Below are 23,681 nucleotides of genomic sequence, written 5' to 3' on the forward strand. Positions count from 1 at the left end.
CTGCCCCGGCCTGCGGCTCGCCAGCAGCAGGCCGATCATAAAAAATCCGAAGCGGTCTGCACCGCTTCGGATTTTTTTATGGCGAGAGAGTCCCGTCGCAAGGCCCGCGTTGTGGGCTATTTCTCCCCGGTGGCCACTTCGACAGGCGGCACGGCGGGGGCCTGATACCACTGATCCCGAGGCACCAGCACGGCCTGCTCCGGCTGAGCCACGAAATTGGGGGACATGATCTGCACCCCGAACTCGTTGAACACATCCTGGATATGGCCGTGCAGCTCGGTTCTGACCGGGCCGGGCAACAGCCCCTCTTTCATCCGTACCTGCAGCTCGTACTCCACGTACCAGTCCTGCAGATTGAGCTGGCGTACCAGCGGGGCCTGCTCCTGATTGATCAGCTGGCAGCGCCTGGCCGCCAGCTCCAGCATGGCGTGCACCTGACGCCAGGGGGTGTCATAGCCGATGGTGACCTTGGTGAGCAGGGCAATGCCCTTGTCGCTTGCCAGTCGGCTCAGGTTGGTCACCTTGCCCCCCACCACCACGGCGTTGGGCAGGGTCACCTCGTGATCGTGGCGGGTCACCAGCTTGGTCGAGAGGGCGCTCAGCTCGGTGACGACCCCCTCCACCTCCCCAATCTGCACCAGATCCCCCGGCCGCAGGGCCCGCGAGTAGATCAGCACCAGGCCGCTCATGGCATGATTCATGATCCCGGCCGAGCCCAGGGTCACCATCAGACCGAAGAAGACACTCACCCCCTTGAAGGCGTCCGAATCGGCCCCCGGCAGATAGGGATAGGCAACGGTCAGGGCAAACAGCCAGATCACCACCGAGAGCAGACGGCGGGTCGCCCCTATCGTCTCGGAGTGCAGCCCCTGCACCCGGAAATGGCCGCGCTCGATGCGCGCGAAGATGACCGCCAGCATGCGGATGAACAGCTTGGTCAGCACGAAGATGACCAGCACGGTCGCCAGCCCCGGCATGGCGGCGATGATCCCGCCCAAGATGTTGCTGCACAGCTCCAGCAGGGAGGAGCCCAGCTGATCGCTCCAGATCCGGGTATGCGGGAACAGCCCCAGCACATAGGTGAGCCAGCCATAGGTGAGCAGCAGGATCACCAGCCAGGTGAACACGCCGATGACGCGGATCTCCAGGTTGCCGAGCACCTGGCGCCATTGATGGGGGATCAGCCCCTTCTGTTGCAGCAGGTTGTTGGCGAACCAGCGACGTGCCCGCTGGAGCCCCCGTCGCAGCAGCTGGACCACCATCAGAAACAGCAGAGTCACCAGCAGCGTCTTGCCCGCCGCCTTGAGCAGGTAGGTATTGGAGTGCAGCTCCAGCACTTTGACCCGCACATTTTCCAGCCGCAGCCGCACCCGCTCTGCGGCCTGATCCAGGGTCAGCTCATCGAGCCACTCCAGATCTTTTTCCAGCAACACCAGCAGGTGCTTGTCATTGAGTCTGAACTCTCTGGCCTCCTGACCGAGGCGGGTCGAGCTGACCACGGTCACCGGATGGGTCAGATCCTCGGGCTGCAGTTGCCTTACCCGCTCCTTGACGATCCGCACCCGGGCCGCCCCGTCCAGGCGACCAAACTTCGCCTGCAGCATCACTATGGGTTCGTGAAACAGGGTCAGGGTCTGGGCCTGCTCCTGCTCGGTCGGCTCCAGTCTCGGCTCCGCAGCCCACCCGCTATCGACCATGAGCAGGGCCAGCAGCATCCCTGCCAGCCTGATGATCCCTCTGTGCCCCATAACCTCTCCCTCGTGACCGTCCGGTTTCATCATGATGACCACGTTCGGCAACGGACGGGGCAACGGCCCCCTATCCCTCTCCTGGCGTCATCCATGACACATAGGGCTCATCGCCCTCGCTTGCAAAAAATCGAGTCATAACAAAGATCACCAGCAGTAATAGCACTGCCGTCGCGGCGGCGAAAGGGGCGACATCGCATTCTGCCACTGTGCTCACTTCGCCTGTCTGGCGCCTCAGTCAGGACTCATATTGGTATGCTGCCAGAGGCACGCATAAAAATGAACGCCATGGCATCCTCTTCCTGATCCATCGCGCGTCAAGGTGGCGAGCCAGCGGCTGCCTCTCTCTCTGCTCTGCGCGACATGAGTAAACAACAGGGCCGCTCAACCCTGGCTGAGCGGCCCTGTTTCATCGAGACGGTGGTCTGCTTATCACCCCTGCAGCAGGGCCCCGGACACCAGCACCGCCATGGTGATGAGGGCCACCCCTATGATGAAGGGCAACACCCAGCGCACGAAGCGATCGTAGGGGATCCTGGCGAGCGCCAGCCCCGCCACCAGGTGGGCGGCGGTGGGGGCGAACAGGTTGATCCAGCCGGAGGCGGACTGGTAGGCGGTGATCACCAGATCCCGCGAAATGCCGGAGAAGTCAGCCAGCGGCCCCATCAGCGGCATGGAGACAGTCGCCAGCCCCGAGGTGGAGGGGATGAAGAAGCTCAGGATGATGTGCACCAGATAGGCCATCAGGATGAACACCGACGAGGAGAGCCCGCTCACCAGCCCCTCGGCCCAGTGCAGTATGGTGTCGATGATGACCCCATGCTCCATCACCACATAGATGCCGCGCGCCACCGCTACCACCAGCGCCACCCCGATGAGATCCCGCGCCCCGTTCAGGAAGGTTGCCACATAGTTGGACTCCGGCATCCGGTTGATCAACGCAATCAGGATGGAGGCGCTGAAGAACAGGGTGGAGAGCTCGTCGAACCACCAGCCCAGGGTAGGCAGCAGGTCGATCCCCAGATCCGACCAGGGCACCACCGCATAGATCATCAGCAGGAAGGTGCCGAAGAAGACCAGCATGGTGAGCTTCTGCTTGCCGCTGAAGGCGAGGTTGCCGCTCTTCATCTGGGAGAACTCGTCGTCATAGGCGATGTCGGCCAGCACGGAGCGGGACTTGTCCTGCTGCACCTGCTTGGCGTAGCGCATCACGAACCAGGAGGCGAAGATCACCAGCAGCAGCCATTGCACGACCCGCAGGCCAATCCCCTCACCGATGGGGATGCCGGCAAAACCGGAGGCGATGCCGGTGGCAAACGGGTTGACGGTAGAGGCGAGCACCCCGACCCCGGAGCCGAGCAAAATGATGCCCGCCGCCACCATGCGATCGAAGCCCGCCGCCATCATCACCGGCACGATCAGCGCCCAGAAGGCCACCGTCTCCTCCGCCATGCCGAAGGTGGAGCCGCCAAGGGCAAACAGGGCGATCAGTACCGGGATGAGCAGCCGCTCGCGTCCGGCAAAGGCACGGACGATGGCCCCTACCCCGGCATCCAGTGCCCCGCTCTGCATGGTCACCGCCAGAAAGCCGCCGATGATGAGCACGAACAGCGCCACGTCCGCCGCCTTGTGAAAGCCCTGAATGGGTGCCTTGAGCACATCGAATACCCCCTGCGGCTGGGAGGGGAGCTCGGTGTAGCTGCCTGGCACCGGCAACAGCCGCTCATCGCCGCTGTAGTCGGCCACGGCCGCCGCCGCCACCGGCTGCTGGCTCTTGGCAGTCACATAGTTGTATTTGCCCGCCGGCAGCACCCAGGTAAGGGCCGCCATCAAGGCGATGATGATGAAAAGCAGGGTGTAAACCGTGGGGAGTTGGCGCTTCTTGGGTGCGTCATTTGGAGTGGTCATAGCTTCCGTACCTCGGCAATGCCGTCATGTGATCCGATCACCGCCAGACTAGCGGGTTTGATATGGGAAAAAGGTGATCGTGGATAATAAAATTTCGCAACCTGGCGGGATTTTTGCCAAAAAAACAGGGCCCCGCGGGGCCCCGTTTTCACTTGGGTCAGACTCAGAGTTCGACCACGTCGAACTGCACGTCCGGATTCACGTCCGCGTCGTAATCCACCTCGTCCAGCCCGAAACCGAACAGGCGCAGGAACTCCTGCTTGTAGCCGGTGTAATCGGTCAGATCCGAGAGGTTCTCGCTGGTGATGGACGGCCACAGGTCGCGGCAGGTCTGCTGTACGTCTTCGCGCAGCTCCCAGTCATCCATGCGGATGCGGGCCTGCTCGTCCAGCGCCAGATCGGCGCCGTACAGACGGGTGCGCATCATGCGATCCACCTGCTCCATGCAGCCCTCGTGAATGCCCTTCTCCTTCATGATCTTGAAGGCCATGGAGATGTAGAGCGGCATCACCGGAATGGCGCTTGATGCCTGGGTCACCACGGATTTGAGCACGGCCACGTGGGCGGTGCCGCCCTTGGCGGCCAGATCGCCACGGATGGCGGCGGCGGCGCGGTCCAGATCTTCCTTGGCGCGGCCCAGGGTGCCATGCCAGTAGATGGGCCAGGTCAAGTCGGTACCGATGTAGGAGTAGGCCACAGACTTGGCGCCGTCGGCCAGCACGCCCGCATCGCGCAGGGCCGCCATCCACAGCTCCCAATCCTGACCGCCCATGACGGTGATGGTGTTCTGGATCTCTTCCTCATTCGCCGGCTCGACGGTGGCGGTGATGATCTGATCCTTGTTGGTGTCGATGGCGGTGGTGGTGTAGACCTCGCCGATGGGTTTGAGGGCGGAGCGCACCACTTCACCGGTTTCCGGCATCTTGCGCACCGGCGAGGCCAGGGAGTAGACCACCAGATCAATCTGACCCAGATCCTGCTTGATGAGCTCGATCACCTTGGCGCGGCATTCGTTGGAGAAGGCATCGCCGTTGACACTTTTCGCGTACAGACCTGCCTCTTTGGCGGCCTTGTCGAAGGCGGCGGAGTTGTACCAGCCGGCGGTACCGGTCTTGGTTTCGCTGCCCGCTTTTTCAAAGAAGACGCCGAGGGTGGCGGCGCCGGAGCCGAAGGCGGCGGCAATGCGAGACGCCAGGCCATAACCTGTGGAGGCACCGATCACCAGCACCTTCTTGGGACCATTCTCGATGGTGCCCTTGGCCTGGGTATAGGCAATCTGACGACGAACATTGGCTTCGCAACCGACCGGGTGAGTGGTGGTGCAGATAAAGCCGCGAACCTTGGGTTTGATGATCATGTGTTGTCTCTTATCCGTTTGATGGATGAAATCGGGGCATAAGATACCTCATCTTGCCGCGATAAGGTGCTCTGATGTGTTGAATCGCAGGGAAAATGAGCAAATGGAGGGACAAAAACCGCCGCCGCCCCTCCTACCGTCACGCCCTCAGGCGGACTTGCCCCATTCCCCCTGTTGCCGCTCCCCCACATGGAACAATAAATAACGACAAAACAAGCAGTTCCCCCCAATGGCCAAGGCGATGGCCAAAGAACCTGTACTAGTATTCAGACGGTCGGTTATTGTCATGAAGAGCCTCACAGGGGTCTTAACAAGGAGCTCCGCCATGTTTTGGAATCGCACGGGAAATCACGACAAGAGTGAACAAGCGGCAAAGATCGCAGCACTCGGCGCCTTTGAGCAAGCCATCCAGTCACGGCTGCCCTATATCGAATTCACCCCGGAGGGGGTCATCACCTTCGTCAACGATCGCTTTCTCGCCATCGTGGGCTACGGCCGGGAGGAGGTGATCGGCAAGCACCACAGCTCCCTCTGCTTCCCCGACGATGTCAACACCCGGGAATACGAGCAGCTATGGCAGGAGCTGCGGCGGGGAGAGTCGCGCAGCGGCCGCTTCATTCGTCAGGCCAAATCGGGCAAGGCGGTCTGGCTCGAAGCCAGTTACTTCCCGATCCTCCTCGATGGCAAGGTGAGCAAGGTGGCCAAGGTCGCCTCCAACGTCAGCGAGCAACAATCCACCCTGGAGCGCACCCAGGCGCTGCTGACGGCACTGGACAAGTCACTGGCCGTCATCGACTTCCAGCCCGATGGCACCGTCATCACCGCCAACCAGAACTTCCTGCACTGTTTTGGCTACCGGCTGGACGAGGTGGTGGGTCAGCCCCACCGCATGTTCTGTGACGAGGAGTTTTATCAGCAGAATCCCAACTTCTGGCGGGATCTCGGATCCGGCGCCATCCAGTCCGGGCTCTTCATGCGCCGCGGCCGCCACGGCGAGAAGATCTGGCTGGAGGCCACCTACAACCCCATCTTCAACCACGAGCGCAAGGTGGTGAAGATCATCAAGCTGGCGAGCGACATCAGCGAGCGGGTGGAGAAATCCATCTCGGTGCGCGAGGCGGCCCAGAAAGCCTGCGCCATCGCCGGTGAGACCGTTTCGAGCGCCGCCAAAGGACGGGAGGTGATCGACAAGGTGCTGGAAACCTCGGCCCACATCAACAGTTCGGTCAGCGAGGTCACCCGGCAGATAGAGAACCTCAACCAGCAGTCGAGAAGCATAGAGTCCATCATCTCCACCATCAGCAGCATCGCGGATCAGACCAACCTGCTGGCGCTCAACGCCGCCATCGAGGCGGCCCGCGCCGGCGAGCAGGGGCGCGGATTTGCGGTGGTGGCCGATGAAGTGCGCCAGCTGGCGGCCAGAACCTCCACCTCCACCGGCGAGATCGTCTCCGTCATCCGGCTTAACTCTGACATCACCTCCAGGATCACCCAGACCGTCTCTGTGGTATCGGACAAGGCGATGGCAGGTCAGGCCCAGGCCGACATCATCGCCGGCGTCATTCAGGAGATCATCGAGGACGCCAACTCCGTCTCGGAGACGGTCAAAGGGCTCTCAATCTAGCCATTTCGTCCACAACAGACAGGCGACGCCGGTGCGTCGCCTGTTTGCTTTGTCTCCTGTGTTACCCGCCTGCATTCGATGGGGTGCTCCGCCCGTTACCCCTCGGCGGTGACGGCCTGCGCCCCCTTGCGCCTGGCCGGCAGTTGCCCCAGCGCGATGCCCAGCAGCACGGCGCCGCAGGCCACCCATTGCAGGGCATTGAGGGTCTCCCCCAACAGCAGGTAGGCCAGCAGCAGGGTAAACACCGGGATGAGATTGACGTAGGCTGCCGCCAGCGTCACCTTCACCTGGGTCACCGACCAGTTGTAGAGCAGGTAGGCCCCGAGCGTCACGCAGGCACCGAGAAAGACGATGACCGCCATATCCTGCCAGGCCCAGCCTGCAGGCCAGGGCTCGCTGAGGGCGAAGGGGGCAAAAAAGAGGGTGCCGACAAAGGCCTGCAGGGCGGTCAGGGTCAGCACGCTGTAGCGGCTGCAGAGCTTCTTGAACACCACCGAGTAGGTGGCGGCGCAGAACATGGCCGCCATCTCCAGGCTGTTGCCAAGCAGGGCGTTGGGGGCAAACTCATCGGCTCCGCTGCCAAAACCGAGCAGGGCAATGCCGAAGATAGCCACGGCAAAGCCGAGCAGTTGGCGGCGGCTCACCCGCTCCCCGATCAGCAAAAAGGCGACCAGGGCCACCACCAGCGGCAGCAGGGCACAGACCATACCCGCCTGGCCGGCGCTGGTGTAGCGCAGGGCGTTGACCTCCAGCAGAAAATAGAGACAAGGCTCCAGCGCCCCCATCAATGCCAGCCAGCGCCAATCCCCTGGCTGGTAGCGAAAATTGCCGAGATAGCGGTAGCAGCACAGCCAGCAAAAGGCCGCCACGCTCATGCGCATGAAGAGCACCTGGCCGAAACCCCAGACCCCCAGCACGTGCTTGAGCGCGATGAAGGAGCTGGACCAGAGCAGCATCGCCAGAGTCAGGGTAAAAATGGGTAAAGGGCGCACGTTTCCTCCATGAAATTGGCTATTTGAATAATAACCATGCGGCCTTGCGGTTGTTAAAAGGCACCTAAAATCAGATAATACCGCCGCCTTCAAACCGGATAACCAACCTGCAATGACTGAGTACCTGCTTTTACTGGTCGGCACCGTGCTGATCAACAACTTCGTGCTGGTGAAGTTTCTTGGCCTGTGCCCCTTCATGGGCGTCTCCGGCAAGCTGGAAACCGCCATCGGCATGGGGTTGGCGACCACCTTCGTGATGACCCTGGCCAGCGCCTGTTCCTATCTGATGGAACACTATATCCTGATCCCGCTGAACATCGCCTACCTGCGCACGCTCGCCTTCATTCTTGTGATCGCCGTCGTGGTTCAGTTTACCGAGATGGTTATCCGCAAGAGCAGCCCCACCCTCTACCGTCTGCTTGGCATCTTCCTGCCGCTCATCACCACCAACTGTGCCGTGCTGGGGGTGGCGCTGCTCAGCATCAACGAGCACCACAACTTCATCCAGAGCATCATCTACGGCTTTGGTGCCGCCACCGGCTTCTCGCTGGTACTGATCCTGTTTGCCGCCATGCGTGAGCGCCTGGTGGCCGCCGATGTTCCCACCCCGTTTCGCGGCGTCTCCATCGCCATGATCACCGCCGGCCTGATGTCGCTGGCCTTTATGGGCTTTACCGGCCTCATCAAGATATAGCGCTATGATTCACATTCTTTTTGCCGTTCTGGTGTTGGCTCTGCTGGCCCTGGCTTTCGGCATCATTCTGGGCTTTGCCGCCGTCAAGTTTCATGTGGAAGCCGATCCCATCGTCGATCAGCTCGACGCCCTGCTGCCACAAACCCAATGCGGCCAGTGCGGCTACCCTGGCTGCAAACCCTACGCCGAGGCACTGGCCAACGGCGATCAGATCAACAAGTGCGTGCCCGGTGGCGATGCCACCATGCGCAAGATTGCCGATCTGATGGGGGTCGAACCCCAGCCGCTGGGCGGCGCAGAAGCCGCCGTACCGGTCAAGAAAGTCGCCTTCATCCATGAAGATCAGTGTATCGGCTGCACCAAGTGCATCCAGGCCTGCCCGGTCGATGCCATCGTCGGTGCCACCAAGGCGATGCACACCGTGATCAAGGACGAGTGCACCGGCTGCGATCTCTGCGTCGATCCCTGCCCGACCGACTGTATCGAGATGATCCCGGTGCCCACCACGGTCGACAACTGGAAGTGGGATCTCAACAACGTCACCATTCCGGTCAAGATAGTGGAGTAACCATGCAGTCCTTACTCGAACGCATCAAAGCCGGCACCCTGTGGGATTTTCACGGCGGCATTCATCCTCCCGAAAACAAGGAGCAGTCCAGCCTCACCCCAGTGGTGGACGCGGGTCTGCCGCCCCAGCTCATCATTCCGGTGCGCCAGCACGCGGGCCCGGCCGGCGATCTGCTGGTGCGGGTCGGCGACCGGGTCAAGAAGGGTCAGCCACTCACCCGTCATGAGAAGGGGCGGATCGTGCCGGTGCACGCCTCTACCTCCGGCACCATCACCGCCATCGGCCACCATACGGTGGCCCACCCCTCCGGTCTCGACGATCTCTGCATCACCCTCACCCCGGATGGCGAAGATGCCTGGGGCGAGCGCAAGGGCCAAGCCGACTACTGGAATCTGGAGCGGGGTGAACTGCTCGAGCGCATTCAGCAGGCCGGTATCGCGGGCCTTGGCGGCGCCGTGTTCCCGACTCACAGCAAGCTCGATGGCCGCGGCCAGCTCACCGAGATCCTCATCGTCAACGGCCTCGAATGCGAGCCCTACATCACCACCGATGACCGGCTGATGCAGGAGTATGCCGACGAGATCATGGACGGCATCCGGGTGCTCAAGCACCTGCTCAAACCCAAGCTGACCCTGATCGGGGTGGAAGACAACAAGCCGGCCGCCATCGGCGAGCTGACCCGTCACGCCACCGACGAAGACGTACTGGTCAAGACGGTCCCCACCAAGTACCCCTCGGGCGGCGCCAAGCAGACCATAGAGCTGCTCACCGGTCGTCAGGTACCCAAAGGCGGCCGTGCGGTAGACATGGGCATCATGGTGCTCAACGTGGCCACCGTGTTTGCCATCAAGCGCGCCATCATCGATGGCGAGCCGCTCATCTCCCGCATCGTCACCCTCACCGGCGACGCCTTCAAGAAGCCGGGCAACGCCTGGGTGCTGCTGGGCACGCCGGTGCGCTGGCTGCTGCAGCGCTTCGAGCTGCAGCCCGAGGCGGATCAGCGGGTCATCATGGGGGGCCCTATGATGGGCTTCACCCTGCCCCACGCCATGGTACCCGTGGTCAAGGCCACCAACTGCCTGCTCTCCCCCACCCGGGCCGAGCTGCCGCCGCCCGGTCCGGAGCAGGCCTGCATTCGCTGCAGCGCCTGTGCCGACGCTTGTCCGGCCAACCTGCTACCGCAGGAGCTCTACTGGTACAGCCGGGCCAAGGAGTACGACAAGGCCGAAGGGCTCAACCTGTTCGACTGCATCGAATGCGGCGCCTGCGCCTGGGTCTGCCCGAGCGAGATCCCGCTGGTGCAGTACTACAAGATTGCCAAGGATGACATCCGCGAAGCTCGCGCCGAGGCCGAGAAGGCCGAGCGCGCCAAGCAGCGCTTCGAGGCCAAGCAGGCCCGCTTCGAGCGGGAGAAAGCCGCCCGCGAAGCCCGCCATGCCGAGGCAGCTGCCCAGCGCCGCCAGGCCATGACAGCGGCCGGCGGAGAGGATCCGGTGGCTGCGGCCCTGGCCCGTCTCAAGGCCAAGCAGGAGGCTCCCGTCACGGCCGTTGCCGCCACTGCCGAAGGTGGGCCCGACAACAGCGCGGTGATCGCCGCCCGTGAGGCCCGCAAGCGGGAGGCGGAAGCCCGCCGCGCCGCCAAGGCGCTCGACACGGCGCCAGCCATGCCGGGCGATGCCACTGCCACCACAGAGGCGGATCCGAAAAAAGCGGCCATCGCCGCCGCACTGGCGCGGGCCAAGGCCAAGAAGGCAGCCCAGAGCGGTGACACCGAAGCGGCACAGGCCACCCCGGAGGATGCCACAGCGTCAACCAGTGCTGCTGCCCAGAGCGATCCCAAGAAGGCCGCCATCGCGGCAGCCATTGCCCGCGCCAAGGCGAAGAAAGCGCAAGCTGGCAGCGAGGCAGATGCCACCGAACCAGGCGCTGGCAGCAGTGCGGCAACAGCCGAGCCGACCGGTGCGGGGGACGATCCCAAGAAGGCGGCCATCGCCGCAGCTATCGCTCGTGCCAAGGCCAAGAAGGCCGCGGCTCAGGCGCAAGGCGACACAACCGTGAGCGAGGGTGAAGAGGCCGTTGCGGCGGCCCCTGCTACCGCCCCGCAACCTGACGCTGCCGATGTGGATCCCAACAAGGCAGCCATTGCCGCCGCCATCACTCGGGCCAAGGCCAAGAAGGCCGCGGCTCAGGCGCAAGGCGACACCGCCGTGAGCGAGGGTGAAGAGGCCATTGCGGCGGCCCCTGCTACCGCCCCGCAACCTGACACTGCCGACGCAGATCCCAAGAAGGCAGCCATCGCCGCCGCCATCGCCCGCGCCAAGGCCAAGAAGGCCGCGGCTCAGGCGCAAGGCGACGCAGCCGTAAGCGAGGGTGAAGCGGCTGTTGCAGCCGCCCCTGCCGCCGCCCCGCAGCCTGATGCCGCCGAGGTGGATCCCAAGAAGGCAGCCATTGCCGCCGCCATCGCCCGCGCCAAGGCCAAGAAGGCTGCGGCTCAAGCGCAAGGCGACACAGCCGTGAGCGAGGGTGAAGCGGCTGTTGCGGCGGCCCCTGCTACCGCCCCGCAGCCTGATGCTGCCGAGGCGGATCCCAAGAAGGCGGCCATCGCTGCCGCCGTGGCCCGTGCCAAGGCCCGGAAACTGGCGGCCGAGGCGGCAGCCCAGGCCTCCCCTTCTCCATCGACCGACAAGAGCCACTGATCCATGTTCAATATCGCGAGTGCGCCGTTTGCCCATAACCGCAGACAGACCCAAACCCTGATGTTGCTGGTGATGCTGGCCTGTCTGCCCGGTTTTCTGGCGCAGAGCTGGTTCTTTGGCTGGGGCACCCTGATCCAGATCCTGCTGGCCCTGGTCACGGCGCTGGCCTCCGAAGCCTTGGTGCTGCGCGTGCGCCAACGCCCCGTCAAGCCAGCCCTGCTGGATGGCAGCGCGGCGCTCACCGCCGTGCTGATCGGTCTCTCCCTGCCGCCGCTGCTGCCCTGGTGGATGCTGGTGCTGGGCACCGCGTTTGCCATCATCATCGCCAAGCACCTCTACGGCGGACTGGGCCAGAACCTGTTCAACCCTGCCATGGTGGCCTACGTGCTGCTGCTGGTTTCCTTCCCGGTGCAGATGACCAGCTGGCTGCCGCCGTCTAGCATCGCCGCCTACGACATCGGCTTTGGTGATGCGGCCTCGGTGATCTTCACCGGCTTCAGCCTGGATGGCTACAGCATGGCCCAGCTCAAGCAGGGAGTGGACGGACTGACCATGGCCACACCGCTGGATACCCTGAAAACCGGGCTGACCCAGAGCCTCACCGCCGGCGAGGTGATGACCCACAAGGTGTTCGAGGGCTGGGGCGGCATCGGCTGGAGTTGGGTCAACCTCGGCTACCTGCTGGGCGGTCTGTTCCTGCTGCAACAGAAGGTGATCAACTGGCGCATCCCGGGGGCCATCCTCGGCGCCCTGCTGCTGGCCGCCACCCTGGGTTATCTGGTGACGCCGGATGCCACCGCCACCCCCATGTTCCACCTGTTCAGCGGCGCTACCATGCTGGGGGCCTTCTTCATCGCCACGGATCCGGTGAGTGCCAGCACCACACCGCGCGGCCGCCTGGTCTATGGCGTGCTCATCGGGGTGCTGGTCTACCTCATCCGCCGTTTTGGCGGCTACCCGGATGCCTTCGCCTTTGCCGTGCTGCTGGCCAACCTGTGCGTGCCGCTGATCGACAGCCTGACACGCCCCAAAGTCTATGGAGCCCGCCGCAAATGATCTCGACAGCCAACGCCTGCATGGCTTGCTGGACAGACAGCCTGAGCTGTCCCAGCGCCCATGGCGCCCGTCGTATGAGCGTCGCGCACACCTCACTCTCAGGAACGATGCAATGTTAAAGAGCATGCGCAAGAACGGCGTCACCCTGGCCATGTTCGCCCTGGCCTGTACCGCCCTGGTGGTGCTGACCAACGAATTGACCCAGGGCCGGATCGCCCATCAACAGCAGCTGGAGAAGCTGCGCACCCTCTCCGCCCTATTGCCGGAGGGGAGCTATGACAACGATCTGGTGGCCAGCTGCAAGCTGGTGCAGAGCAAACGCTATCTGGGCAGCGACCAGCCGATGCCCCTCTACACCGCGACCCTGCAGGGCACCACCACCGGCTATGCGCTGGAAACCGTGGCCCCCGACGGCTACAGTGGGGCCATTCGCCTGATCGTCGGCACCGACGCCAAGGGCACCGTCAGCGCGGTGCGGGTGTTGACCCACAACGAGACGCCCGGTCTTGGCGACAAGATAGAGTTGAAAAAATCTGGCTGGATCAACAGCTTCGTCGGCAAGTTTCTCAACCGCGACAACGAATCCAGCTGGGCCGTGAAGAAGGATGGCGGCGAGTTCGACGCCTTCACCGGCGCCACCATCACCCCCAGGGCCGTGGTCAAGGCGGTGAAGAACCTGCTGTTGCTGCAACAGGAGCACCCCGAGCTGCTGCGGGACGCCCCCGCCTGTGACGCCACCCCCTAACGCCGGAGCACAAGCTATGGAACAAGTTGATGTGATTGACGGGCAGAGCCCGATCAGCGAGAGCAATGGCCGCCGTGAAGAGCTCAAGGAGCTGATGCTGCAGGGGCTGTGGAAGAACAACCCCTCCCTGGTGCAGGTGCTGGGGCTCTGCCCCACCCTGGCGGTCTCCTCCACCTTCACCAATGCGCTGGGGCTCGGCCTTGCCACCATGGCGGTACTGGTCAGCTCCAACCTCGCCATCTCCCTGGTGCGCAACTGGGTGCCCAAGGATATCCGCATCCCGGTCTACGTGATGATCATCGCGGCCCTGGTGACCAGCGTGCAGCTGTTGATGAACGCCTACACCTACGGCCTCTATCAGGCGCTCGGCATCTTCATCGCCCTCATCGTCACCAACTGCGTCATCATAGGCCGGGCCGAGGCCTATGCCTCCAAGAATCCGCCACTGCTGGCGGCCATCGACGGCTTCATGATGGGACTGGGCTTTACCCTGGTGCTGCTGGTGCTGGGGGGCCTTCGCGAGATCATCGGCATGGGCACCCTGTTTGACGGTGCCGACCTGCTGCTGGGTGAGTGGGCCAAGTCCCTGCGCATCGAGCTGTTCCACGCCGACGCCAGCCTGCTGCTGGCGATCCTGCCCCCTGGCGGCTTCATCGGCCTCGGCCTGATGATCGCCGGCAAGAACGCCATCAACGACTGGATGGGCCGCAAGCAGAGTGCCGAAAAGGCCCATTGCAGCGTGCCGGCCGCGGGCGCCCGCGCGACCCAGCTCTGAGCCAAGAGGGAGCCATGAACAACCAGAAACGCAGACTGATCCTGGAGCGACTGCGGGACGACAATCCCCACCCCACCACAGAGCTCAACTTCACCACGCCGTTCGAGCTGCTGATCGCCGTGCTGCTGTCGGCCCAGGCCACCGACGTGAGCGTCAACAAGGCCACCGACAAGCTCTACCCGGTGGCCAACACCCCGCAGGCCATGCTGGATCTGGGGGTGGACGGGCTCAAGGAGTACATCAAGACCATTGGCCTGTTCAACACCAAGGCCGAGAACGTCATCAAGACCTGCGCCATCCTGCTGGAGCGCCACGGCGGCGAGGTGCCGGAGAATCGCGAGGCCCTCGAGGCCCTGCCCGGTGTCGGCCGCAAGACTGCCAACGTGGTGCTCAACACCGCCTTCGGCTGGCCCACCATCGCCGTCGATACCCATATCTTCCGGGTCTCCAACCGCACCGGTTTTGCGGTGGGCAAGAACGTCGATCAGGTGGAGGAGAAGCTGCTCAAGGTGGTTCCGGCCGAGTTCAAGCTGGATGTGCACCACTGGCTGATCCTGCACGGGCGCTACACCTGTCTGGCCCGCAAGCCGCGCTGTGGCTCCTGCATCATCGAAGATTTGTGTGAGTACAAAGAAAAAGTCTACCCCGAGAGCTGATCCGCAGGGCGAGGCCTGGCTCACAGGCGTCTGCGGACCCAGGCCGAGGGCCATGGATTCAAGGCAGTACCAATCACCAACCCGGAGAATTGAGCAATGAGAATTCTGCATACCATGTTGCGCGTCGGCGATCTGCAACGTTCCATCGACTTCTACACCCGTGTGCTGGGCATGAAACTGCTGCGCAAGAGCGAGAACAGCGAATACAAGTACACCCTGGCCTTCGTCGGCTACGGCGACGAGAAGGATGAGGCCGTCATCGAGCTCACCTACAACTGGGGCGTGAGCGAGTACGAGCTGGGCTCGGCTTACGGCCACATCGCGCTGGAAGCGGACGACATCTATGCCACCTGCGATGCGCTGCGCGCCGCCGGTGCCAAGATCACCCGCGAGCCGGGTCCGGTCAAGGGCGGTACCACCGTCATCGCCTTCGTCGAGGATCCGGACGGTTACAAGATTGAACTGATCGCCAAGAAAGATGCCGGCAGCGGCCTTGGCGAGAGCTTCTGATCCAGGCTTGTCCCCGAAAAAACCAAAAAGAGCGCCGAGGCGCTCTTTTTTTATGGCAAAGATATCACTCAGATGGCGCCGTTGCGGCCCATGTTGATCACCACCCGCCGGTTCTTGGCACGGCCACCCTCGGTCTCGTTGGAGGCGACGTGCTGCTTCTCGCCGTGCCCTTCCACCGAGATCTTGCCGGGATCGATGCCCAGATCCACAAACACCTTCTTGATGGCATCGGCCCGCTTCTCCGAGAGCTTCTGGTTCGGCCAGCGGCCGCCATAGCTGTCGCTGTAGGCGTCGATCACCACCACGTCGATGCTCTTGTCCACCTTCACATACTCGCCGATCATCGCCAGCCGCCGCTTGGAAGCCAGCGACAGCTGATCGCTGTTCTTGTCGTAGGTGAGCACGCTGAAGGCGATGTCGTTGAAACTGTAGGGCAGCAGGCCGTTCACGCAGTCCATGAAGGCCTGGTACTTGACCCGGAAATTGACCGAGGAGAGGGAGACCCGCACCGGCCGGTTCTGGCGATACCAGTCGCGATACTGGAAGGTCGGCATGCGCCCCCCCTCCAGCTCGTCCAGCATGGTCCAGGCGGTCTGCCCCTCCACCAGGCCATCAAACTGCTGGTAAAAACGCAGTTGGCTTATCTCCCGACCGGCCAGACCAGGGCGCCAGATGGGCGGCATGATGCCCAGACTCACCGTCTGGGTCTGGGCCTGCTGGCGCAGCCCCTTGAGCTCGAAATCCAGATTGATCTTGCGACCGGCGCGGCTGACGAAGGCTCCCGTGCCCCAGCTGGGGATGGGATGCTCGAGCCGGCACTCCACCTGGGTATCAGAGGTCAACCGCCAGACGGATTGATCCAGGCCGGCACCGAATTCGGTGACCCCCGCCTGCAACTGCATACTCACTGATATGCTGACCAACCCCAACACCCAAGCGTTCAACTGCCTGCCCTCCACACGATCTCTGGTTAGGTATCGGCAGGGGCAGGACAAGCTTTAGGTCAAAGCGCTCAATGGGGTGAAGATCCGCCCATCAGCTTGAAGCTGGCGATGCGGCCCGCCAGCTCTCGTGCCAGCTGATCCAGCTCAACGCTGTTCTGCTGCAGGGTCTCCGAGTGCTGGCGATGCGCCTCGTATACCTCGCGGATAGTCATCACGTTGTGCTGGATATCATCGGTGACATAACGCTGCTCCTCGGTGGCGGTGGCCACCTGGGCTGTCATGTCGCTCACCTTGCGCACCTCGTTGACGATGTCGGTCAGCTCGCTGCCCGCCCGTTTGGCTTCGGTCACGCTCAGCCCCGCCTGCTCGGTTCCCAGGTGCATGGCCGTCACCGCCTGATTGGCCCCCTGACGCAGACGCGCCAGCATCCGTTCGATGTCGTCGGCGGCCTGCTGGGTGCGCGATGCCAGCGCCCGCACCTCTTCCGCCACCACCGCAAAGCCGCGGCCGGATTCACCGGCACGGGCCGCCTCGATGGCCGCGTTGAGGGCCAGCAGGTTGGTGCGATCCGAGATCTGCTTGATCAGGTTGAGGGCCTCCCCCACCGACTCGGTATCCTGATGCAGGCTGTCCACCAGCTGCTGGGTATCGCTCAGGGTACCCGCCACCAGCTGGATGGCGTCTATGGTCTGATCCACCTCCTTGTCCCCCTGCCGGGCCCGGCCGATGGCCTGCTGGGTCGCCAGCGAGGTCTGGGTGGCGTTGCGCGCAATCTCTGCCACCGTTGAGGCCATCTCGGTGGCGGCGGTCGCCACCAGGTCCACCTGACCAAAGCCCTTGGCCACCCCGGCGTTCACCTCGGAGATGACGTTGGCCGAGGCGGCGGCACTGCGGGTCAACACCTCGCAGGAGCGGCGCACCGCCAGCAGCAAGCCTTCCAAGTGTTCGAGGAAGTGGTTCAGATCCCGCGCCAGTGCCCCCAGCTCGTCGCCGGATTGCCAGTTGACCCGCACCGTCAGGTCGTTCTCCTTCACCAGCCGCTTGAAGGTCTGATGCAGCGCCGTGAAGCCCAGGTGCAGATCCCGCACCACCCGCCAGCAGACGAAGGTGGTCAGTGCCACGCACAGCAAGACCCCGATGGCAGCCCACCAGAAGTCGCTGGCACTCTGGGCCCGCATCTGGTCGACCCGCTCGGACAGCTGCTGATAGAGACGATCCTCACTCTGTTTGAGCAGGCCTATCTTGTCGGTACTCAAGGCAAACCAGGCTTCGGCATCCACCCCGAAGCCGCCAGTGGCCGCCTTGTCGAGCGCCAGTTTCTCCATGGCGGCCACCTTGGCTACCACAGGCGAGGCCAGGCTGTCGGCCAGCAGCTGGCGCTGGGAGGGGCTCGCCACCGCCTGGAAGCGTTCAAGATAAGTATTCTGGGCCGCCAGCAGCGAGATAAACTGCTGCAGCAGCGCTGGCGTGAAGCTGTCTCGGCCGAACACGTTGCTTAAAGTCGCCCGCTCCAGCCCCATCCGCTCCTTGCTCTGCAAGAAGGCGGCATAGGCGTTGGTCTGCAGCGCTATGGTGGCATCCCGGCTGTGGATGCTGATCTGATCCACCACCGCTAGCAGGCGGGAGATGATCCGGCTGTAGACGCCGACCTGCTCCGCCACCTCCACCCCCAACGCACTGACCCGCTCGCGCATGGCCGTCAGCCCGGCCAGCTCCTGCTGCACCTCGCTGAGCGCCAGCAGGGCCGGATCCTGCGCAAAACGCTGCAGCAGGCCATCCACCACCTTGCGCTGGGCCGGCAGGGCATCGCGGAACTTGTTGCCGCCGGAGCCAAGGAAGCCGGCCGACATGCCGCGCTCTTTTTGCAGCTCGTGGGCCAGTTGCGCCGCTTCCCGAACCACATCCAACGCGGCCTGGGCCTGGCTCATCTCCTGTTCGACCCGATAGCGTTCATACACGTACCGGCCGGAGAAAAACAGCAGGGCCAGCAGTGGCAGGCAGACAACCAGCAACATCTTGTGCGCCAATCCCAGCTTCTTCATCCTTGCTCTCCATTCCATTGATTGAGTGGTCAATTATAAGCTCGCGTGTCGATAATAGAATCGGCTAGCGCCTGAGGGGCGGCGGAGATGGGACAAGGGCCCGCTTTTTTGCCATAATGCCGCCTCATTTCACGCCGACCGAGATACCATGACCGACGCAGTTCACACCCTCAAGGGCCGTTTTCGTGGCTTTTACCCCGTCGTCATCGATGTTGAAACCGCCGGGTTCAATGCCAGAACCGACGCTTTGCTGGAGATCGCTGCCCATACCCTCAAGATGGACGAGCAGGGCTGGCTCGTGCCCGATCAGATCTTCCATTTTCATGTCGAACCGTTCGAGGGCGCCAACCTGGAAAAGGCGGCGCTCGACTTCACCGGCATCGACCCCTTCAATCCCCTGCGTGGCGCCGTCAGCGAGAAAGAGGCGCTGACCGAGATCTTCAAGGGCATTCGCAAGGGGATGAAGGAGCAGGATTGCGGCCGCGCCATCATAGTGGCCCACAACGCCACCTTCGATCACGGCTTCGTGATGGCCGCCGCCGAGCGGGCCGGCCTGAAGCGTAATCCGTTCCATCCGTTTGCCACGTTCGATACTGCGGCACTCTCCGGCCTGGCCCTGGGTCAGACTGTGCTGGCTAAGGCGTGCCAGAGTGCCCGCATCCCGTTCGACAACAAAGAGGCACACTCCGCCCTCTATGACACCGAACGCACCACAGAGCTGTTCTGCCACATCGTCAACCGCTGGAAGAGCCTGGGTGGCTGGCCACCCGCTCACCCGGACAACGAGAGTGACGATGGGGGCGAATAAACCCCGATCTCAAGCAGGCTGCCACGGCAGCCGCTTTTCTTTACACGGTTTGCCTCTGCTCGTTTATTCCTGATCTGGTTTGACCAGAATAGATAATAAAGTGCCATCCAGCGCCTTTTTTCACGCCTCCGACCCCGTTGTCGGCAGCAGAGCGCCGTGAATGCTGCAGATAGGCCATCTGCCTGATTTTTTACTCGACATTTGTCACATTTTTCGCAAACTAACTGCCTTTCACACGACAGACAGCAACACAAACTATAAGGAAATCAAATGAATCCTGTTGTTATCGCAGTGGCGCTGATGCTGGTGCTCAGCCTGCTGCGGATCAATGTGGTGGTCTCCCTCGCCATCGGCGCCATCGCGGGCGGTCTGATCGGGGGGCTCACCCTTGAGCAGACGCTCTCCACCTTCACCGGTGGCCTGGGTGGCGGCGCCGAGATCGCCCTCTCCTACGCCATGCTGGGTGCCTTCGCCGTCGCCATCTCCCGCTCTGGCATCACCGATCTGCTGGCCCGCAAGGTGATCAGCCAGCTCGGCAAGGATGCCAGCAGCACCCGCATTCTCTGGGTCAAGAGCCTGCTGCTCGCCTCCGTGCTCGCGGTCTCCGTCTCTTCCCAGAACCTGATCCCGGTCCACATCGCCTTCATTCCCATCCTGATCCCGCCGCTGCTGCACGTCATGGCCCAGATGCAGATCGACCGTCGTCAGGTGGCCTGCGTCATCACCTTCGGCCTGACAGCGACCTACATGCTGCTGCCGGTGGGCTTTGGTGGCATCTTCCTCAACAACATCCTGGCCAAGAACCTGATCGACAACGGCGTGCCGGTCGAGCTCGGCCAGCTGCCGATGGCGATGGCCATCCCGGTGCTTGGCATGTTCTGCGGCCTGCTCATCGCCGTCTTCTTCAGCTACCGCAAACCGCGCCAGTACGATCTGGAGAAGATCCTGGCCGCCGAGCCGGAGACGGTCGAACTCAACCTCAGTCACATCTGGGTGGCCCTGCTGGCCATCGCCGTGGCGCTGGGGCTGCAACTGATGACCAACAGCATAGTGCTGGGGGCCCTGGCGGGTTTCGTCATCTTCACCTGTGGCGGCGTCATCAAGTTTCGCGAGAGTCAGGATGCCTTCACCCAGGGCGTGCGCATGATGTCCCTCATCGGTTTCATCATGATCTCCGCCGCCGGCTTTGCCGCCGTGATGAAGGAGACCCACGGGGTCGACAGCCTGGTGCAGTCCGTAGCAGGCATGATGATCGGCCACAAGGGGCTGGCCGCCCTCCTGATGCTGCTGGTGGGCCTGCTCATCACCATGGGGATCGGCTCCTCCTTCTCCACCGTGCCCATCATCGCCACCATCTATGTGCCACTGTGCATCCAGCTCGGCTTCTCGCCCATGGCCACCATCGCCCTGGTAGGTGCGGCCGGCGCGCTGGGGGACGCGGGCTCGCCCGCCTCGGATTCAACCCTGGGCCCCACCTCGGGTCTCAACGCCGACGGCCAGCACGACCATATCTGGGACAGCGTGGTGCCGACCTTCATCCACTACAACATCCCGCTCATCCTCTTCGGCTGGATTGCCGCCATGGTGCTCTAAGCCGGGCAGCGAGACACACCAAAACAAAAAGGCGACCTACGGGTCGCCTTTTTGCTGCCTTCATAGTGCCATGTATACGCCGGAATATACGAGCGGACAGGCGAGGTACTTTTCCTTCCTGGCTGCGCTGTCGGCCCTCTCTTGTTCTGCTTCGCTCTCCCCTTCGCGCAGGTTCTGCTCGCAACGGCACAAGGCGGCTTATGGGCTGGCAACCTTAGTTACCATCTTGCACCTTGCAGCCGATGCCGATGCCGATGCCGGGCAGCCTGTCGGCGATATCAATGGCGCTCAATGGATGAGCCCCACCAGCACAGCGTTGGTAAACCACAGGCAACAAAAAGGCCGCTCGATGAGCGGCCTTTTTAGATAACAATCAGGGCTTAGCTGTCGCGGCGCTTGCCACCGAACTTGCGACCCTTGTCGAAACCGCCTTCACGGCGATCCTTGTTGAAGGGACGGTCACCCTGCGGACGGCGATCCTTGTTGAAAGGACGGTCGCCACGGAACGGACGATCACCGCGCGGCGGACGGCTGCTGGTGTTGCCACCGGCCGGCACCTCGGTGTAGCGGCTGATCTGCAGCGGACGCTGGCAGACACGGGCCTTCTTGATCACTTCCAGCACGTCCGGGCTGATGCCCTTGGGCAGATCGACGGTGGAGAAGTCGTCAGCGATGTCGATGTTGCCGATGAAACGGCTCTCGATGTTCGCTTCGTTGGCGATGGCGCCCACGATCTGGCCCGGCTTGACGCCGTGATGGGCACCCACGTCTACGCGGTAACGCTCCATCTCCACGTCCGGGTTGTCTTTGAGCGGACGCGGCTCCAGAGACGGCATACGACGGGCCGGACGATCGCCACGGTCACCGAAGTCACGACCGCCGCGGTCGTTGAACTCACGACGCTCGAAACCACCGCGATCGTTGTTGTTGCTGAACAGCGGATCCGGGATGGAGTCATCCAGCAGCAGCGGCTGATCACCCTGTACCAGCTTGGCCAGTGCGGCAGCCAGCTCCAGCGGATCGGCAGAATCCTCTTCGATCAGCTCGTTCACCAGGTTCACGTAGATCTCGAGCTCTTCGCCCATCATGGTTTCGCGGATGCGCTCCTTGAACTTGGCCAGACGGTGCTGGTTGATGTCCTCGGTGCTCGGCATCTTCATCGGCTCGATGGCCTGACGGGTAGCGTGCTCGATGGCGCGCAGCATGCGGCGCTCGCGCGGAGCCACGAACAGGATGGCCTCGCCCTTGCGACCGGCACGGCCGGTACGGCCGATACGGTGAACGTAGGATTCGGTGTCGTACGGAATGTCGTAGTTCACTACGTGGGTGATACGCTCAACGTCCAGACCACGAGCAACCACGTCGGTGGCGATCAGGATGTCCAGCTGGCCCTGACGCAGCTTGTCGACGGTACGCTCACGCAGCTTCTGCGGGATGTCGCCGTGCAGCGCTTCACAGGCGTGACCACGAGCAGCCAGCTTGCCGGCCAGCTCTTCGGCGGCGTTCTTGGTACGCACGAACACCAGCAGCGCTTCGTAGGGTTCCACTTCCAGCAGACGGGTCATGGCGTCCAGTTTGTGCAGACCGGTCACCTGCCAGTAGCGCTGGCGAATGGTGGTGGCGGTAGCTGTCTTGGAGGCGATCTTGATCTCTTTGGGCTGCTTCAGGTGCTTCTGGGCCACACGACGGATCTGCTCCGGCATGGTGGCAGAGAACAGGGCAACCTGACGACCGGCCGGGCACTGATCCATGATCCAGTCCACGTCGTCGATGAAGCCCATGCGCAGCATTTCGTCCGCTTCGTCCAGCACCAGGGCTTTCAGACCGGAGAGGTCCAGGTTCTTGCGACGGATCAGATCCATCACACGGCCCGGAGTACCCACAACAACCTGAGCACCGCGACGCAGGGCGCGGGTCTGGGTTTCGTAGGAGGCGCCGCCGTAGATGGGCAGCACGTGGAAGTCAGGCATGTGGTGGGCATAGCGTTGGCACGCTTCAGCCACCTGCAGGGCCAGTTCGCGGGTAGGCGCCAGCACCAGGATCTGGGTGTTGCGGTTACCAGCTTCCAGACGAGACAACAGAGGCAAGGCAAAAGCAGCGGTCTTCCCTGTACCGGTTTGCGCCTGCCCCAGCAGATCGTGGCCCGCCATCAGGTGGGGAATTGCTGCGGCCTGGATGGGGGACGGGCGCTCATAGCCCACGTCCTGCAGCGCTTTCAGTACAGGCGCGGCCAGTCCAAGCTCACTAAAAAGGGGCAGTTGTTCGGTATCAGACATAGATTCTTCCAGATTAAGGCAGGCGGCTAACACCGCGGAATAGCAAAAAGGCGGCGATTATAGCGCCACTTTGTTCTGCTGTCTTGAAAAATGTGATAGGCCTCTCAAGACGTTGGCAATTATAGAGGGATCTGACGACTATGGCTTGCTTATTTTTCACTCATGGTGCGTGATTGCGGATCACGCTTCGCCAGAGTCCTTGTCCCGCTTGTGCTTGAGCACCGCCATGGTCAACCGGCTGGTGCACAATAAACGACCACGTTCATCGCGAATTTCTATCTGCCACACCTGAGTGGTCGCCCCCAGATGCAGCGGCGCGCAGCGCCCCGTCACCACCCCTTCCCGCTTGGCCCTCAAGTGGTTGGCATTGACCTCCAGCCCCACGCAGTAACTGTCCGCCCCGACCGCCATGTTGGCCGCCAAGGAACCCAGCGTCTCCGCCAGCACCACGGAGGCGCCGCCGTGCAGCATGCCGAGCGGCTGATGGGTGCGGTGATCCACCGGCATGGTGGCCTCCAGCCAGTCAGGGCCAAAGGCGGTGTAGACGATGTCGAGGTGGGCCATCAGGGTGTTGCGGGAGCTGGCGTTGAGCCCCTCAAGGCTCATGGGCTTGCGCCAGATGGGGGCGTTCTCTTGACTCATGACGAGCTGACTCCTTCTGTGATCAATGGGTTATCGCTGCGCCGTAG

19 protein-coding genes are annotated in these 23,681 nt (G+C 62.9%); 11 read left to right on the forward strand and 8 right to left on the reverse strand.

The features are described 5' to 3' along the window. Nucleotides 1-116: 116 nt before the first annotated feature. The 3 genes from I6L33_RS17755 to fabV all read right to left on the reverse strand — a co-directional run bounded on the left by I6L33_RS17755 (nt 117) and on the right by fabV (nt 5,013). Nucleotides 117-1,748: a mechanosensitive ion channel family protein gene (locus tag I6L33_RS17755; protein ID WP_139397835.1), complete on the reverse strand. Its 1,632-nt coding sequence runs from the start codon at nt 1,746-1,748 to the stop codon at nt 117-119. Between the two features lie 432 nt (nt 1,749-2,180). Next, the gene (locus tag I6L33_RS17760; RefSeq protein WP_054544673.1) at nt 2,181-3,656 is read right to left on the reverse strand and encodes a YfcC family protein; all 1,476 of its coding nucleotides are present in this window, start codon (nt 3,654-3,656) and stop codon (nt 2,181-2,183) included. 163 nt (nt 3,657-3,819) lie between these two features. Beyond that, nucleotides 3,820-5,013 (reverse strand): enoyl-ACP reductase FabV, encoded by a 1,194-nt coding sequence (fabV, locus tag I6L33_RS17765; protein ID WP_017764212.1) that lies wholly within the window; start codon nt 5,011-5,013, stop codon nt 3,820-3,822. Nucleotides 5,014-5,338: 325 nt separating this feature from the next. Here fabV and I6L33_RS22150 point away from each other — a divergent pair, with 325 nt between their 5' ends. Continuing rightward, nucleotides 5,339-6,637 carry a PAS domain-containing methyl-accepting chemotaxis protein gene (locus tag I6L33_RS22150; RefSeq protein WP_005302254.1) on the forward strand — a complete coding sequence of 433 codons (1,299 nt, stop codon included), beginning with the start codon at nt 5,339-5,341 and terminating at the stop codon, nt 6,635-6,637. A gap of 95 nt (nt 6,638-6,732) precedes the next feature. Here I6L33_RS22150 and I6L33_RS17775 read toward each other — a convergent pair whose 3' ends face one another. Continuing rightward, nucleotides 6,733-7,629 carry a DMT family transporter gene (locus I6L33_RS17775; protein WP_216973030.1) on the reverse strand — a complete coding sequence of 299 codons (897 nt, stop codon included), beginning with the start codon at nt 7,627-7,629 and terminating at the stop codon, nt 6,733-6,735. 112 nt (nt 7,630-7,741) lie between these two features. On the opposite strand from I6L33_RS17775, the gene rsxA reads away from it, so the two are divergent. The 8 genes from rsxA to gloA all read left to right on the forward strand — a co-directional run bounded on the left by rsxA (nt 7,742) and on the right by gloA (nt 15,329). After that, nucleotides 7,742-8,323 carry an electron transport complex subunit RsxA gene (gene rsxA / locus I6L33_RS17780; protein WP_005302262.1) on the forward strand — a complete coding sequence of 194 codons (582 nt, stop codon included), beginning with the start codon at nt 7,742-7,744 and terminating at the stop codon, nt 8,321-8,323. Nucleotides 8,324-8,327: 4 nt separating this feature from the next. Then, nucleotides 8,328-8,891, forward strand: coding sequence for an electron transport complex subunit RsxB (rsxB, locus tag I6L33_RS17785; RefSeq protein WP_005302265.1), 564 nt, complete (start codon nt 8,328-8,330; stop codon nt 8,889-8,891). 2 nt (nt 8,892-8,893) lie between these two features. Beyond that, nucleotides 8,894-11,587 (forward strand): electron transport complex subunit RsxC, encoded by a 2,694-nt coding sequence (gene rsxC / locus I6L33_RS17790; protein ID WP_216973031.1) that lies wholly within the window; start codon nt 8,894-8,896, stop codon nt 11,585-11,587. A gap of 3 nt (nt 11,588-11,590) precedes the next feature. Next, on the forward strand, nt 11,591-12,643 hold the full coding sequence (gene rsxD, locus I6L33_RS17795; protein WP_216973032.1) for an electron transport complex subunit RsxD: 1,053 nt from the start codon (nt 11,591-11,593) through the stop codon (nt 12,641-12,643). A 112-nt stretch (nt 12,644-12,755) separates the two neighbouring features. Further along, complete coding sequence (gene rsxG / locus I6L33_RS17800; RefSeq protein WP_010633633.1) at nt 12,756-13,388, forward strand: electron transport complex subunit RsxG; 633 nt, start codon at nt 12,756-12,758, stop codon at nt 13,386-13,388. A gap of 16 nt (nt 13,389-13,404) precedes the next feature. Next, nucleotides 13,405-14,163, forward strand: a complete 759-nt coding sequence (locus tag I6L33_RS17805) for an electron transport complex subunit E (protein WP_017764207.1) — start codon at nt 13,405-13,407, stop codon at nt 14,161-14,163. Nucleotides 14,164-14,177: 14 nt separating this feature from the next. Continuing rightward, a complete protein-coding gene (gene nth / locus I6L33_RS17810) occupies nt 14,178-14,819 on the forward strand; it encodes an endonuclease III (protein WP_017778817.1) in 642 nt (213 codons plus the stop codon). Nucleotides 14,820-14,915: 96 nt separating this feature from the next. After that, on the forward strand, nt 14,916-15,329 hold the full coding sequence (gene gloA / locus I6L33_RS17815) for a lactoylglutathione lyase (RefSeq protein WP_021467004.1): 414 nt from the start codon (nt 14,916-14,918) through the stop codon (nt 15,327-15,329). A 68-nt stretch (nt 15,330-15,397) separates the two neighbouring features. Here gloA and I6L33_RS17820 read toward each other — a convergent pair whose 3' ends face one another. Together I6L33_RS17820 and I6L33_RS17825 are read right to left on the reverse strand one after the other, a co-directional pair. After that, complete coding sequence (locus I6L33_RS17820; protein WP_005302285.1) at nt 15,398-16,273, reverse strand: OmpA family protein; 876 nt, start codon at nt 16,271-16,273, stop codon at nt 15,398-15,400. A gap of 68 nt (nt 16,274-16,341) precedes the next feature. Continuing rightward, on the reverse strand, nt 16,342-18,315 hold the full coding sequence (locus I6L33_RS17825; protein WP_216973033.1) for a methyl-accepting chemotaxis protein: 1,974 nt from the start codon (nt 18,313-18,315) through the stop codon (nt 16,342-16,344). A 148-nt stretch (nt 18,316-18,463) separates the two neighbouring features. On the opposite strand from I6L33_RS17825, the gene rnt reads away from it, so the two are divergent. Then, the gene (gene rnt, locus I6L33_RS17830) at nt 18,464-19,123 is read left to right on the forward strand and encodes a ribonuclease T (RefSeq protein ID WP_010633628.1); all 660 of its coding nucleotides are present in this window, start codon (nt 18,464-18,466) and stop codon (nt 19,121-19,123) included. A 270-nt stretch (nt 19,124-19,393) separates the two neighbouring features. After that, nucleotides 19,394-20,716 carry a Na+/H+ antiporter family protein gene (locus tag I6L33_RS17835; protein WP_216973034.1) on the forward strand — a complete coding sequence of 441 codons (1,323 nt, stop codon included), beginning with the start codon at nt 19,394-19,396 and terminating at the stop codon, nt 20,714-20,716. 380 nt (nt 20,717-21,096) lie between these two features. Here the strand turns inward: I6L33_RS17835 and I6L33_RS17840 are convergent, their stop codons facing one another. Both I6L33_RS17840 and I6L33_RS17845 read right to left on the reverse strand, forming a co-directional pair. Continuing rightward, the gene (locus tag I6L33_RS17840; protein ID WP_005302298.1) at nt 21,097-22,992 is read right to left on the reverse strand and encodes a DEAD/DEAH box helicase; all 1,896 of its coding nucleotides are present in this window, start codon (nt 22,990-22,992) and stop codon (nt 21,097-21,099) included. A gap of 180 nt (nt 22,993-23,172) precedes the next feature. Continuing rightward, nucleotides 23,173-23,634 carry a hotdog fold thioesterase gene (locus I6L33_RS17845; protein ID WP_017784872.1) on the reverse strand — a complete coding sequence of 154 codons (462 nt, stop codon included), beginning with the start codon at nt 23,632-23,634 and terminating at the stop codon, nt 23,173-23,175. Nucleotides 23,635-23,681 lie beyond the last annotated feature (47 nt).

It is taken from the genome of Aeromonas sp. FDAARGOS 1403, assembly GCF_019047325.1.
Classification (GTDB): domain Bacteria; phylum Pseudomonadota; class Gammaproteobacteria; order Enterobacterales; family Aeromonadaceae; genus Aeromonas; species Aeromonas dhakensis.